12 protein-coding genes are annotated in these 13,020 nt (G+C 38.7%); 5 read left to right on the top strand and 7 right to left on the bottom strand.

The window, feature by feature from the left end:
* Nucleotides 1-123: 123 nt before the first annotated feature.
* Both FCI53_RS15315 and FCI53_RS15310 read right to left on the bottom strand, forming a co-directional pair.
* Entirely contained in the window at nucleotides 124-663 is a 540-nt protein-coding gene (locus FCI53_RS15315; RefSeq protein WP_138419927.1) for an HD domain-containing protein, read from the bottom strand.
* 503 nt (nucleotides 664-1,166) lie between these two features.
* Nucleotides 1,167-1,664, bottom strand: a complete 498-nt coding sequence (locus tag FCI53_RS15310; protein ID WP_138419926.1) for a PTS sugar transporter subunit IIA — start codon at nucleotides 1,662-1,664, stop codon at nucleotides 1,167-1,169.
* Nucleotides 1,665-1,912: 248 nt separating this feature from the next.
* On the opposite strand from FCI53_RS15310, the gene FCI53_RS15305 reads away from it, so the two are divergent.
* Nucleotides 1,913-3,031: a glycerate kinase gene (locus FCI53_RS15305; RefSeq protein WP_138419925.1), complete on the top strand. Its 1,119-nt coding sequence runs from the start codon at nucleotides 1,913-1,915 to the stop codon at nucleotides 3,029-3,031.
* A 54-nt stretch (nucleotides 3,032-3,085) separates the two neighbouring features.
* Here FCI53_RS15305 and FCI53_RS15300 read toward each other — a convergent pair whose 3' ends face one another.
* Both FCI53_RS15300 and FCI53_RS15295 read right to left on the bottom strand, forming a co-directional pair.
* On the bottom strand, nucleotides 3,086-4,612 hold the full coding sequence (locus FCI53_RS15300) for an AbgT family transporter (RefSeq protein ID WP_138419924.1): 1,527 nt from the start codon (nucleotides 4,610-4,612) through the stop codon (nucleotides 3,086-3,088).
* A gap of 225 nt (nucleotides 4,613-4,837) precedes the next feature.
* Nucleotides 4,838-5,350, bottom strand: coding sequence for a sigma-70 family RNA polymerase sigma factor (locus FCI53_RS15295; protein WP_138419923.1), 513 nt, complete (start codon nucleotides 5,348-5,350; stop codon nucleotides 4,838-4,840).
* A gap of 439 nt (nucleotides 5,351-5,789) precedes the next feature.
* On the opposite strand from FCI53_RS15295, the gene FCI53_RS15290 reads away from it, so the two are divergent.
* Together FCI53_RS15290 and FCI53_RS15285 are read left to right on the top strand one after the other, a co-directional pair.
* Nucleotides 5,790-7,481, top strand: a complete 1,692-nt coding sequence (locus FCI53_RS15290) for a formate--tetrahydrofolate ligase (RefSeq protein ID WP_138419922.1) — start codon at nucleotides 5,790-5,792, stop codon at nucleotides 7,479-7,481.
* A gap of 134 nt (nucleotides 7,482-7,615) precedes the next feature.
* Nucleotides 7,616-8,485: an aldose epimerase family protein gene (locus FCI53_RS15285; protein WP_138419921.1), complete on the top strand. Its 870-nt coding sequence runs from the start codon at nucleotides 7,616-7,618 to the stop codon at nucleotides 8,483-8,485.
* A 117-nt stretch (nucleotides 8,486-8,602) separates the two neighbouring features.
* Here FCI53_RS15285 and FCI53_RS21545 read toward each other — a convergent pair whose 3' ends face one another.
* Entirely contained in the window at nucleotides 8,603-8,965 is a 363-nt protein-coding gene (locus FCI53_RS21545; protein ID WP_171038207.1) for a hypothetical protein, read from the bottom strand.
* Between the two features lie 9 nt (nucleotides 8,966-8,974).
* Nucleotides 8,975-9,475 (bottom strand): hypothetical protein, encoded by a 501-nt coding sequence (locus tag FCI53_RS15270; RefSeq protein ID WP_138419920.1) that lies wholly within the window; start codon nucleotides 9,473-9,475, stop codon nucleotides 8,975-8,977.
* 403 nt (nucleotides 9,476-9,878) lie between these two features.
* Between FCI53_RS15270 and FCI53_RS15265 the strand changes: the two genes are divergently transcribed.
* Together FCI53_RS15265 and cysK are read left to right on the top strand one after the other, a co-directional pair.
* A complete protein-coding gene (locus tag FCI53_RS15265; protein WP_171038206.1) occupies nucleotides 9,879-10,910 on the top strand; it encodes a YeiH family protein in 1,032 nt (343 codons plus the stop codon).
* Between the two features lie 114 nt (nucleotides 10,911-11,024).
* Nucleotides 11,025-11,942, top strand: coding sequence for a cysteine synthase A (gene cysK, locus FCI53_RS15260; RefSeq protein ID WP_138419919.1), 918 nt, complete (start codon nucleotides 11,025-11,027; stop codon nucleotides 11,940-11,942).
* Nucleotides 11,943-12,020: 78 nt separating this feature from the next.
* Here cysK and FCI53_RS15255 read toward each other — a convergent pair whose 3' ends face one another.
* The gene (locus FCI53_RS15255; protein ID WP_138419918.1) at nucleotides 12,021-13,013 is read right to left on the bottom strand and encodes an aliphatic sulfonate ABC transporter substrate-binding protein; all 993 of its coding nucleotides are present in this window, start codon (nucleotides 13,011-13,013) and stop codon (nucleotides 12,021-12,023) included.
* Nucleotides 13,014-13,020 lie beyond the last annotated feature (7 nt).

The following is a 13,020-nucleotide window of genomic DNA, read 5'->3' as shown; positions in this document are numbered from 1 at the left end:
GCACTTTATTTATTAAGGAATTTTCTAGGGGATAAAGTCTGTCCCGGCAGATTCGGCCGAAAAAAGAGAGTGAATCAACCGAGATGGACTTAAAAACAGAAGGGGAAGATGTGTGAAGCAAAATTAACTCGTTTGCTCAAGATCGTGTGAAAGGAGGTGCTGATTAATTTTTAAATCCAACTTCTGTATGCGACTTAGTGCAGTAGCTTCATCAATTCGACGATAATGATGATTGCCACCAGGTTCTTCATCAGCATGGTCGGCTTGAGCAACAACATTCTGTAACGGTGTTAATTGTAAATCCCCCTCAGGTAAATAAGAGTCGGTATGAAGCAGAACGGCTAGCGCAATTTCCTTGGCTGGCTGTAAGTCCTCACCACAACGAACTAGTAACTTATGGGCACGAGCGGATCCTTTGATGGCGTGGATGTCATTTTGTTTGTATTGTTGATAATCCCATTTGCCATTTTGGTACCATTCATAATGCCCAATATCGTGGAGTAAACCAGCCTTTGCTGCTAAGTCAGGATTAACATTCGTTTTTATTGCTATATGAAAGGCTTTCTCTGCAACGCGAATCGCATGTGCCATGCCAGACCGGCCAACATACTTTTGAACAATTGGATGTACAAAGAGATTTTCTAAAGTTACCTTTCGATTCATCAAAACCCCTCCTACATATAATTTTTAAGTTAGGAAATTTGGTATATTGTTTAATAAAATACCACGTTTTAGATCGTAATTCAATGGACTAGTAAGAAAATCTTCGTTTATATTCAGAAAAATACAAAAATTGACACTAGAATACACTACTAATAGGTGAAAGGTTGTATATTGGGTTATTGGACAAAATTGATGAAATGATGGAGTAGGTTCATTTGAAAAGGACATAGAGTGCGTTATTTTTCCAATTTAGGCTGTATGTCGTGGGCGAGCGGACATCTAGTTCCTTAAATGATCAAGTTTAGAGTAAATCAACCTGATTGTATGCAAATAAAGGAATAGATGTCCGTCCAAAGGCTAAAAAGACTTTTTTTGGGGTAAATAAAGGATCAAATGTCCGCTCCACTCTGTCCATTGGCAGCATTTGGTGAACAATTATCACAAATAATCGCTCACTAGTAAAAATACGCAATCCGCCAAAGGGATTGCGTTTTCATATAACATTATTTCTTTGAAATCGTCAATAGTCCAGCTTGTTCAGCTTCAACATTTTCGTTCGACTTTCGTTCATCAATTTTAAAGTTATCTCCATTTAATAAGATGATAGGAGTAACTGTTTCAACTTCAAGTTCTTTCATTTTATCAATGTCGAAGTTAGCTAATGGACTACCTTTACTTATTTTTTGTCCCTTAGACACCATGATTTCAAAACCTTCCCCTTTTAAGTTAACGGTTTCTAATCCCATGTGAATTAATAATTCAATCCCTTGATCGGAACGAAGAGAGATAGCATGTTTCGTTTCGAATACATCGTAAACTTCTCCATCAATTGGAGATACAACTTTACTATCTGTAGGTTTTATAGCTATGCCGTCACCCATCATTTTTTCAGAAAATACTTGGTCAGGGACATTTTCTAATTCAATTGCTTCCCCTGTTAAAGGAGCTACTAATTCTACAGGAGAATTATCCTCTTTTTTCTTAAATAAACCTTTTAACATTTTATTTCCTCCTTATACTCAATAAGAGAGTGTCTTCACTTATTTTACACACTCATTTAGCTTTTAACCAAAGTTTAATTATACAGTTTTGTTCGTAATGTTGTCATCTAATTGACTTTCAGTAGTAAGTTCTTTGACTAATTGAAAATCAGCATTTAATGTAAAACATGTCTATTGTTTAGGTCAATCCACACCTAGACGCTATAGATAAGAAACGAAAAAAGGCACGGATGAAACGGAGGGATTTGTTGAATATTGTTATTGCACCAGATTCATTTAAAGGAAGTTTAACCTCACTGGAAGCTGCCAATATAATCCGCAAAGCAGTTAACGATACAGAAGCTAATGATCGATGTGTGATGAAACCAATGGCGGATGGAGGAGAAGGGACGATTGACGCCTTTTTAACTTCAGTTGGAGGAAGACGCATCCAGCTAACTTGTAAAGGGCCATTAGGTGCAGACATTGAAACAAACTATGCCATATTAAATGATCAAACAGCGGTGATTGAAGTTGCTAGTGTTGCTGGACTTGTGCAAGTACCAAGTGAACAACGAGATCCAGATCGGACTACGACATATGGGATAGGGCAAGTCATGATGGATGCCTTAGATAAGGGGTGTCGCTCCTTTATTATAGGCTTGGGTGGTAGCGCAACCAATGATGTTGGCTTTGGCATGTTTCAAGCTTTAGGAATGAAGGCATGGTCACGAACTGGAGCCAAATTAGGTTATAAAGGCCATGATTTATTGGACATTGATCAGTTAGATTTAACAGGTTTAGATCCGCGTTTGCAGCAGGTAAGTATACAAGTAGCATGTGATGTGGATAATCCACTTACAGGGCAAACAGGTGCTAGTGCAGTGTACGGTCCGCAAAAAGGAGCAAGCGCAGAACAAGTAACACGATATGATCATGCACATGCATATTTTGCAAAATTAGTGGATGAAGAGAAGCGGGATTTGCCTGGTGCTGGTGCGGCTGGTGGGTTAGGTTTTGCGTTGTTAACCTTAGGGGCTACGTTAAAACCAGGTGCAAACGTAATAGCCGAAATTGGCAAAGTAGAACAAGCGATCCGACAAGCAGATCTCATCATTACTGGAGAAGGCCAAAGTGATGAACAAACACTGTACGGAAAGGCGCCCGCTCATATTGCTGATTTAGCTAAAAAGCATAATAAGAAAGTTCTGTTAATTTCTGGCAGCCTTGGAAATGGGGCAGAGGCTTTACATGATAAATTCACAGGTTGTTTCTCCATTATGAACAGACCAATGACATTAGAAGCGTGTATAGAACATGCCGGGGAACTATTATACGAACAAACCAAGCATGTGATGTATCTGGTTCGATCGTTAGAAGATTGTTAAATGGGCGATAAAAAAAACACCCATAACCAAACTCGGTTTTGGGTGTTTAAAGAGTTAATTATTATATAAAATTCCAGATCCTGGTCCAAGGTCAACACCAAATAACATCCAAACAATTAGCATTAACGTCCAAGATATCATAAAGAAGATAGAGTATGGGAACATAACAGAAATTAATGTACCAATTCCCATATTTTTATCATACTTTTGCGCAAATGCAATAATGATGGCAAAATACGTCATTAATGGCGAAATAATATTGGTTGTTGAATCGGCAATCCGATAAGCCATTTGCGTCATTTCAGGTGAATACCCAAGTTGCATCATGATTGGTACGAATACAGGTGCCATCATTGCCCATTTTGCCGAAGCACTACCAATGAATAAGTTGATGATTCCGGCTATAACAATGAATAAAATGATGAGTGGAATTCCTGAAAGATTAATACTTTGTAAAAATTCAGCACCATAAACTCCAATGACAAGTCCCATGTTTGATTCCGCGAAGTAGGCAACAAATTGTCCAGCCGTGAATGCTAAGACAATAAACATGCCCATCGATGCCATTGTATCACTTAACTGATTTGCTACATCTTTATCATTTTTAATATTCTTGGTTACAATTCCGTATACCACACCAGGAATAAAGAATAAGAACATAATCACAGGTACTAACGAACTCATAAATGGTGATTGAATAATTTCGCCATTATCACCACGTAATGGAGCACCTTCTGGCACAATTAACAATGCAGTTAGAACTAATCCAACTAAAAGGGATAGAGCTGCAAACAATAGCCCTTTTTTCTCGATCCCATCAAGCCCTTTAAGGTCTTCTTTATATTCGCCTTTATACTCTCCTAATCGAGGCTCGATAACCTTTTCTGTTACCCATGCACCGACAAGAGTAAGTAAGAAAACAGATACAATAATAAAGTAATAGTTCATTGCAATGTTCATTGTTTCTGCATAAGCTGGATCCCAAATAGCGGCAGCATCAATTGTCATTTCTCCTAACATCGCGTCTGTTGCAGATAATAGAAGGTTGGCACTAAATCCTGCAGAAACCCCAGCAAAGGCAGCAGCAAGTCCGGCAAGCGGATGTCTACCTAATGCCGCAAAGATTACCGCTCCAAGTGGTGGTAACACGACATAACCAGCGTCAGATGCTACACTTGACATAACACCAGCAAATACTAAGCCTGCTGTAATTAAACTCTTCGGAATGGATAATACAAATCCGCGTAAACAGGCACTGATCAGCCCTGTTCGTTCAGCAACACCAATCCCTAGCATGGTCGCTAATACAACGCCCAGTGGTGCGAAGTTAATAAAGTTATCCACCATGCTCGTGAAAATATATTTTATTCCTTCTGCGCTCATTAAGTTTGTGACTTCAACGAACGTTCCTTCCTCTCCAGGGTGTTCCACACGAACCCCTGTGGCGGAAACGATCGCTGAAATCACAACAACAGCAATTGCCAATAAGGCGAACAATGTAATTGGATGGGGAAGTTTGTTCCCAATATATTCAACGCGGTCTAATGAACGCTGAAAAAATCCGGGTCGTTTATTTTTCATTGGTCTAGCTCCTTTCGTCCTTTGGGGAAATCGAATAAAAAATGTTCTGACAATTCGAATTGTAAGACAAGTGTTTTTAGAACAAGATACATTATAAAGGGCATCAGCGATAATTTAAACACCTGTACAATAAGTAGGAATAGTGAAATTATTGTAAAGATTATGACTGTTCGCACATATGTTTTTTGAATTTGTTATTTTTTAAAAATAGAAAAGCGCTAGACATTAATCGTGGTAGTCTTTTAATAGGTTCCTAAGTTTTGGTTTTGCAAGACGTGCCCAGTTTTTAACGGCATCAATTGTGACGTCTTCCTGGATAGCAATCTCATAAATGGATAAATCTTTTAGTATGAATAATGAAAACCAGTACCACTGTTTTTTGGTTAATTGCTGACGAATAGATTGTAAGAGATAAGGATCCATCCCCATTTCAGCATACGTACAATAATCCTCATTATTTACAAGTAGGTTCGTAACATAGTCATGTTGTTGTTGGATTTGATGGTTATTTTTACGAATCAGACTAATCATAGCTTTCTCGATTAAAAAGTAAGCATAACTTGAAAATGCCCCTCGAGCTGGATCATACTTCTCAACAGCCTTCCACAGCGCAATCAGTCCTTCTTGATAAAATGCATGATCAGTATCACGAATCCCTAGTTTGTGAATGATCCGATAGATCATTTTTTCATAATCTTTGACAATCGTTTCAAAATTATTCATGTTCCGTTCAACCATAATTTGCCTCTTTCATTAAAGGCACCTTTAAATGGAATTCCGCGGTAACTGAAGCATAATCATTTTTAGACAGTTACTCGAATAGAGAAAATGTAAGTTTCTTCGGTTATATCTTTAATTTTCTCGAGATAATGGAAGTTTCTAAGCAGTAGAGGAAGGTTTGAAGCTAATAGTTAGGAAAATCATATAAGGTTTGATTAAGTCGTTGTTTCAAAAGTGAAGAAGGGGGCAGCTCGAATATACGGAGAGAAGCGTTTGAAGTGGTAAATATTCTATCTCTTTCATACTATTAATAATAGATTTAAAAATGAACGAACTAGTGAAATTCGGGTTATTTTTGTTCGCAACTTCTTAAAAAGAAGCAATCCATGATATAATGGACAATGTTGATTTCATTTTGACAAAATTTGAGATTTTTACTCGAAATGAGGCGATTAATATGAAGTCGAATAATAAACGAGTACAATCAGATATTGACATTGCAAATCTTGCAAACATGAAACCAATAGAAGACATTGTGAACATGACAGATTTGCAAGCAGAGGAATGGGAGCCACACGGTAAGTACAAAGCGAAAATTTCGCTTGAAGTACTGGAACGGTTGCAAGATCAACCAAACGGAAAAGTTATTTTAGTTACATCGATTAACCCTACTCCGGCTGGTGAAGGGAAGTCAACAGTAACGGTTGGGTTAGGACAAGCTTTACATAAAATAGGAGAGCAAGCGATTGTTGCTTTACGTGAGCCATCATTAGGCCCAACGATGGGGCTAAAAGGTGGTGCAAGTGGTGGAGGACACGCTCAAGTTATGCCAATGGAGGAAATCAACCTTCATTTCACAGGCGATATTCATGCGATAACGACTGCTAATAATGCGTTGTCCTCTTTTATTGATAATCATATTTACCAAGGAAACACGTGTGAAATTGACACAAGGCGTGTGGTATGGAAGCGTGTCGTAGACTTAAATGATCGAGCATTAAGGCAGGTAATGGTCGGACTTGGTGGTGTGAAACAAGGTGTCCCACGAGAAGATGGATTTATGATCACAGTTGCCTCTGAAATCATGGCAATTCTTTGTCTTGCAGAGGATTTAACGGATTTACGCCAGCGTCTAGGGCGAATTGTGGTTGGTTATCAAGCGAATGGCACACCTGTAACAGTAGCAGACATTGGGGTGGAAGGTGCATTGACGTTGTTGTTGAAAGATGCACTAAAACCAAATTTAGTACAAACATTAGAAAATACACCAGCAATTATCCATGGGGGGCCATTTGCGAATATTGCACATGGATGTAATAGTTTAGTTGCCACAAAAGTAGCCAGTAAATTAGCAGATTATGTGGTTACAGAAGCTGGATTTGGTGCAGATCTTGGAGCTGAGAAATTTTTGAATATCAAAGCACGCATGGGGGGGATTGATCCACAAGCAGTAGTGGTAGTCGCGACAGTACGTGCTTTGAAAATGCATGGTGGGGTCTCCAAAGACGAATTAAAAGCAGAAAATGTGGAAGCACTGAAAGCGGGAATCAGTAATTTGAAGAAACATCTCGAAACGATTCAAGCTTTTGGCCTGCCATTTATTGTTGCGATTAACAAGTTTGTAACAGATAGTGATGCGGAAATAGCTTTTATTGAATCTTGGTGCCGGGAACATCATGTGGAAGTTGCTTTGACAGAAGTTTGGGAACATGGCGGTGAAGGTGGGACTGATTTAGCAAATAAATTAGTACAGTTGCTTAAAGAGGAGCAACCCCGATTCCAACCGTTATATGATTTGGAGCAGCCGATAGAAGACAAAATCACTACCATTGCCCAAAAAGTATATGGTGCTAGATCTGTTCAGTTTACGAAGCAAGCAAAAGTAGAAATCGCAGAAATTACGAATAACGGATGGAGTGATTTACCGATTTGCATGGCAAAAACACAATACTCTCTATCTGATGATCCGACACTCGTTGGTCGACCAAATGACTTTGATATTACAGTTCGAGAAGTACGCCCATCAGTGGGTGCTGGATTCCTCGTTGCCTTAACTGGAACTGTATTAACGATGCCAGGCCTACCAAAACAACCAGCAGCACTACAAATGGACGTAGACAAACAAGGACGAGCAACCGGATTATTTTAGTGGGACATGGGGACAGGTTTGTTGTCCCACAATCCCAACATTGTAATCGTATCTAGTGATAAATGAAGAATAGATAAAAAGAGTCATCCTTTTCTTTTTCATTAAACTAACCTTTTAGTAAAGGAGCATTCTTTATGTACAAGATGGAATCATATGAAGAACAATCATTTACCATGTATCAACTAAGTAATGCGGATGAATCAACATGGATTACCGTATGTCCAGAACGAGGTGGAATTATTACGGAATTTGGAGTAGAGGGGAAGCAGCAACTCTATTTGAATAAAGAAACCTTGTTTGATCGTAAGCAAAATGTTCGTGGTGGTATCCCTATTCTTTTCCCAATTTCAGGTCAATTAAAACACGGACAATATGAATGGGAAGGAAAAACGTATGAGATGCCCAACCATGGTTTGGCACGTATTACGCCATGGGAAGTTGTTGAAAGTACATGTGATGAAGAACAAGCATCGATCACAATCCGATTTGCAAGTAGCATAGGTACAAAGAGTGTTTTCCCGTTTGACTTCGAGGTATTATTTACATATACCGTCAAAGGTAATCGTCTATTGATTGATCAATCCTATTATAATGCTTCAGAAAAAGCGATGCCGATTTACCCTGGATTCCATCCTTATTTTTATACAGAGTCTAAAAAAGTTACTTTACAAACTGATGCAACTAAATATATCGACTATAATGATGGAGAAGTTCGTGACTTTACTGGTGAGATCGATATGGAGAATATGATTGAGGCTGTTGCTTTACTTGATGCTGAGGACAAACAACTAACAGCCCAGATGGACCCATCTAAGGAGATAAAAATAAAAACAGAACAAGAGTTTAACTATACGGTATTATGGACGGAACAAGGGAAGGATTTCGTTTGTATCGAACCTTGGACAGCTTTGACAGGTGAGTTAAATAGGAAACAGGAATTATTAATGATTGAACCAAAACAAACATTGGATACTGGCGTGATTTTCCAAGTTGTCTATAAATAAGATTGCTCTAGTTAATTGTATTATACTGCGATCGTTTGAATGAAAAATGAGCGGAACACTCGAATGAGTGAACCCGCTCATTTTCATTTTGATAAGGTTGATTTAAAAATGAATTTATTATTGTGTATTAGCTATATCTAGATTCTGCGCATTTACAGCTTTTTCTAACATCATCCAGCGCTTTTTCTCAAGATCTTGCGCATTTACGGCTTTTTCTAACATCATCCAGCGCTTTCTCTCAAGATCCAGCGTATTTACGGCTTTTTCTAACATCATCCAGCGCTTTCTCTCAAGATCCAGCGTATTTACGGCTTTTTCTAACATCATCCAGCGCTTTTTCTCTAGATCTTGCGCATTTACAGCTTTTTCACGCATCATCCAGCGCTTTCTCTCAAGATCCTGCGTATTTACAGCTCTTTCTAACATCATCCAGCGCTTTTTCTCAAGATCTTGCGTATTTACGGCTTTTTCTAACATCATCCAGCGCTTTCACTCAAGATCCTGCGTATTTACAGCTTTTTCATACATCATCCAGCGCTTTTTCTCTAGATCTTGCGCATTTACAGCTTTTTCTAACATCATCCAGCGCTTTTTCTCAAGATCCTGCGTATTTACAGCTTTTTCTAACATCATCCAGCGCTTTTTCTCAAGATCCTGCGCATTTACAGCTTTTTCTAACATCATCCAGCGCTTTTTCTCAAGATCCTGCGTATTTAGAGCTTTTTCTAACATCATCCAGCGCTTTTTCTCAAGATCCTGCGCATTTACAGCTTTTTCTAACATCATCCAGCGCTTTTTCTCAAGATCCTGCGTATTTACAGCTTTTTCACGCATCATCCAGCGCTTTTTCTCAAGATCCTGCGTATTTACAGCTTTTTCTAACATCATCCAGCGCTTTTTCTCAAGATCCTGCGCATTTACAGCTTTTTCTAACATCATCCAGCGCTTTTTCTCTAGATCTTGCCCAATTACAGCTTTTTCACGCATCATCCAGCGCTTTCACTCAAGATCCTGCGCATTTACGGCTTTTTCTAACATCATCCAGCGCTTTCACTCAAGATCCTGCGTATTTACAGCTTTTTCATACATCATCCAGCGCTTTTTCTCTAGATCTTGCGCATTTACAGATTTTTCATACATCATCCAGCGCTTTTCCCCTTAATTCCGTGTATTTTGGAAAATCACTGTACTTCAGTAGTTAAATTAGTTAATGATTGGTTGCACATCATATAGCAATATGCACTAAAAGAAATAACACGTACAAAAGCTAGATAATGCTGACATAATAGGGCGCTTTTCTTATTTCTAACAAGAAAATATGGAAATAATCGTTTTACTTATCCTGCTTCTTGCTTTAAGATTAATGGTTGAATTGTACACTTGGAGGTTCAGGATGTCACAACAAGAAAATAATAACTGGTTGAAACGTATATCTCAAAAGGTAACGTCAGATTTTGTTAAAGGATTGTTGCTAACACTTGTATTAGCTATTTTAGCTGGGAGTATGGCTAAACTGCCAATTTTGTCGATTATGGGTGTGATGATTCTTTCTATCTTTTTAGGGATTGGTTGGAAACAGCTCTTAGGGATTCCTGTTTCTTCTACGAGCGGAATAAACTTTAGTTCAAAAATACTATTACGCATAGGTATTATTTTGATGGGAGTTCGACTTAACCTGCATCAAATTATTGAAATGGGTTCAACTGTCATTTTAATAGATATTATCGTTGTTACATTTACATTAATTGTCATGATTGTTCTCGGCAAACTCTTTCATTTGGATGAAAAATTTTCTGCTTTGTTAGCGGTAGGAACAGCGGTGTGTGGTGCTGCCGCAATTGTCGCCGTTGCTCCATTAATCAAAGCGAAGAAAGAACATGTTGCGATTGCCGTTGCTTTTATTGCAATCCTTGGTACGATCGGAACGATTTTTTATACTATTTTATATGCTGGACTTGATTTTGATTCTGAGGTCTATGGCCTACTCGTTGGCTCTACTCTCCATGAGTTAGCGCATGTGGTGGCGGCTGCATTACCAGGAGGACCGGTAAGTAGTGATATCGCTATTTTAGTGAAAATGGGCCGGGTTGCATTGCTTATACCTGTTGCGATTATTTTAGGAACTATATTTAGTAGGAAAAACCAATCGAATGAAACAGGGAAAAAGTTTAGTGATTTCCCTGTACCGTGGTTTATTTTTGGCTTCTTAGCTATGAGTATAATCAACTCAACCGGTATACTACCCACCATGTTGATTGACTTTTTAATAGATACAAGTATTTTATTTCTATCGATGGCAATGGCTGGCTTAGGATTAAGCATTCATTTTCGGGATTTTAAAAAAGTAGGGGTTAAAGCAGTTGTTGTTGGTGTGGTCGGCTCGATCTTACTAGCGATGGTTGGCTACATGTTGGCAATACTATAGGATGGTAAAAAAGAATAGAAATTGATAAAATAAGGGTAGAATTCAAATAAGTTAACTATGGATTATACTTTACAGGAGTATAATGATACTAAATACATTCATGTGGAGGTTACTATGAAGGTTGTAAATAATATTACAGACTTGATCGGTGATACGCCGGTTGTGAAGCTAAATCGACTTGTACCAGAAGATGCCGCCGATGTTTATGTCAAACTAGAAATGTTTAACCCATCGAAAAGTGTAAAAGACCGTGCTGCTTTTAATATGATTAAAGTAGCGGAAGAAGAAGGGATCCTTAAACCAGGTGGCACTATTATTGAACCTACAAGTGGAAACACAGGGATTGGGATTGCAATGACGGCAGCAGCTCGTGGGTATAAAGCGATCATTGTTATGCCAGATAATATGACACAAGAACGAATTAATATTTTAAAAGCATTTGGAGCAGAAGTAACACTGACCCCTAGTGATAAAAAAATGCCAGGAGCAATTGAAAAAGCATTAGAATTACAAAAAGAAACTCCGGGTAGTTTTATCCCACAACAGTTTGAAAATAGTGCCAACCCTGATATTCACCGCACCACAACAGCCCGTGAGATCTATGAGCAAATGGACGGGGAACTAGACGCATTTGTTGCAACAGCAGGTACTGGTGGAACAGTGACAGGCACTGGCGAAATGTTAAAAGAATGGCTTCCTGAGTTATTTATAGCGGTTGTCGAACCACAAGGGTCACCAGTGTTATCTGGTGGAAAACCAGGGAAGCATAAATTGGTTGGCACAAGCCCTGGTTTTGTACCTGATATTTTAAATACAGATATCTATGATGAAATTATTCAAATTGCGGATGATGATGCCGTGAATTCCTTTAAAGACTTAGCGGCTAAGGAAGGGATTTTTGTAGGGTTATCCGGTGGTGCAGCAGTTTATGCGGCGATCGATGTTGCCAAGCGATTAGGAAAAGGCAAAAAGGTACTTTGCGTTGCTCCTGATACTGGTGAGCGTTACTTGAGCATGAACTTGTTTGACTAAGTTTTGTCCTGCGTGCGAATAAATTTATAACAATGAAAAAGTGTCAGAGTTTCAAACTCTGACACTTTTTTAATAAGTTTAGTCTAAGAATTGCGTATCAATTAAATCGGAGAAGTCTGGTTGTTCTTTTAAGAAATCTAGGTCGTAAGAAGAGTCACCAAATTCTTGGATAACATCTGCATCAACCTCAATTGTAAAGTCAATGTTTTCCCATGCACCATCGATAACTTCTTTGCTTAATTCTTGGCCTGTTACTTCCTTAATATCATTGATCGCAATCGTTTTTGCTTCTTCAGGGTTTTCATTAATGAAAGTTGTTGCATCTTTGTGTGCATTAACGATTTGTTGTACCATTTCTGGATTTTCGTCAACTAATTCACCAGATGATACTAATACAGATGCAGGTAATGTTTCTCCAAAAGAAATCTCGCTTGTTGGGATAATCACTTCTGCATTCGCTTCTTGCTGAAGTACGGCAGCCCATGGTTCTGGAGCAACGGCTACGTCAATTTTTCCATCTGCGAACATTGCTTCATACGTTGCAGGCTTTCCTGTTTGGTGCGTCATGTCGCCACCAATTCGTTCGGAAGTGATGCCTTGTTCTTTCATATACGTTTCAAATTGAACGTCGTGTGTGCAACCAATTCGTGGCGTAATAAACGTTTTACCGTCGATATCCTCAACTGTTTCGATTCCACTACCTTCTCGAGCAAGGATAACAGTTCCACCAGTAGAACCAGCACCAATAATTTTCACATCTGTACCAGTTGTATAGTTGTTCATTGCAGGTCCAGGTCCAACTAAACCACCTTCAATTTCCCCAGTTTTTAGTGCAGTCATGAAATCTGAACCATCAGCGAATGTTTGGTACTCGATTTCTACATCCTCACCAAACTGGTCTTGATAATAACCTTCAGATTTTGCCACCATTGCTGGGACGTGATTAATGTTAGGGAAATAACCAAGCGTAATTGTTTTGGTTTCATCAGCTGCAGAGGATGAACTTCCGCAACCAGCTAGAAAACCTGCTATAGCAATAATCATACTAATAAATAATAACCTTTTTTTCATTGGGATG

Origin of the sequence: Aquibacillus sediminis, assembly GCF_005870085.1 — a bacterium.
Taxonomy (GTDB): Bacteria; Bacillota; Bacilli; order Bacillales; family Amphibacillaceae; genus Aquibacillus_E; species Aquibacillus_E sediminis.
This window is presented reverse-complemented; position numbering and strand designations above follow the sequence as displayed.

Bases quoted from the DNA above. Each gene is read 5' to 3' on its own strand.
- FCI53_RS15315 (WP_138419927.1), bottom strand. From the start codon at position 663: ATGAATCGAAAGGTAACTTTAGAAAATCTCTTTGTACATCCAATTGTT.
- FCI53_RS15310 (WP_138419926.1), bottom strand. From the start codon at position 1,664: ATGTTAAAAGGTTTATTTAAGAAAAAAGAGGATAATTCTCCTGTAGAA.
- FCI53_RS15300 (WP_138419924.1), bottom strand. From the start codon at position 4,612: ATGAAAAATAAACGACCCGGATTTTTTCAGCGTTCATTAGACCGCGTT.
- FCI53_RS15295 (WP_138419923.1), bottom strand. From the start codon at position 5,350: ATGGTTGAACGGAACATGAATAATTTTGAAACGATTGTCAAAGATTAT.
- FCI53_RS15290 (WP_138419922.1), top strand. From the start codon at position 5,790: ATGAAGTCGAATAATAAACGAGTACAATCAGATATTGACATTGCAAAT.
- FCI53_RS15285 (WP_138419921.1), top strand. From the start codon at position 7,616: ATGTACAAGATGGAATCATATGAAGAACAATCATTTACCATGTATCAA.
- FCI53_RS21545 (WP_171038207.1), bottom strand. From the start codon at position 8,965: ATGATGTTAGAAAAAGCCGTAAATACGCAAGATCTTGAGAAAAAGCGC.
- FCI53_RS15270 (WP_138419920.1), bottom strand. From the start codon at position 9,475: ATGATGCGTGAAAAAGCTGTAATTGGGCAAGATCTAGAGAAAAAGCGC.
- FCI53_RS15265 (WP_171038206.1), top strand. From the start codon at position 9,879: ATGTCACAACAAGAAAATAATAACTGGTTGAAACGTATATCTCAAAAG.
- cysK (WP_138419919.1), top strand. From the start codon at position 11,025: ATGAAGGTTGTAAATAATATTACAGACTTGATCGGTGATACGCCGGTT.
- FCI53_RS15255 (WP_138419918.1), bottom strand. From the start codon at position 13,013: ATGAAAAAAAGGTTATTATTTATTAGTATGATTATTGCTATAGCAGGT.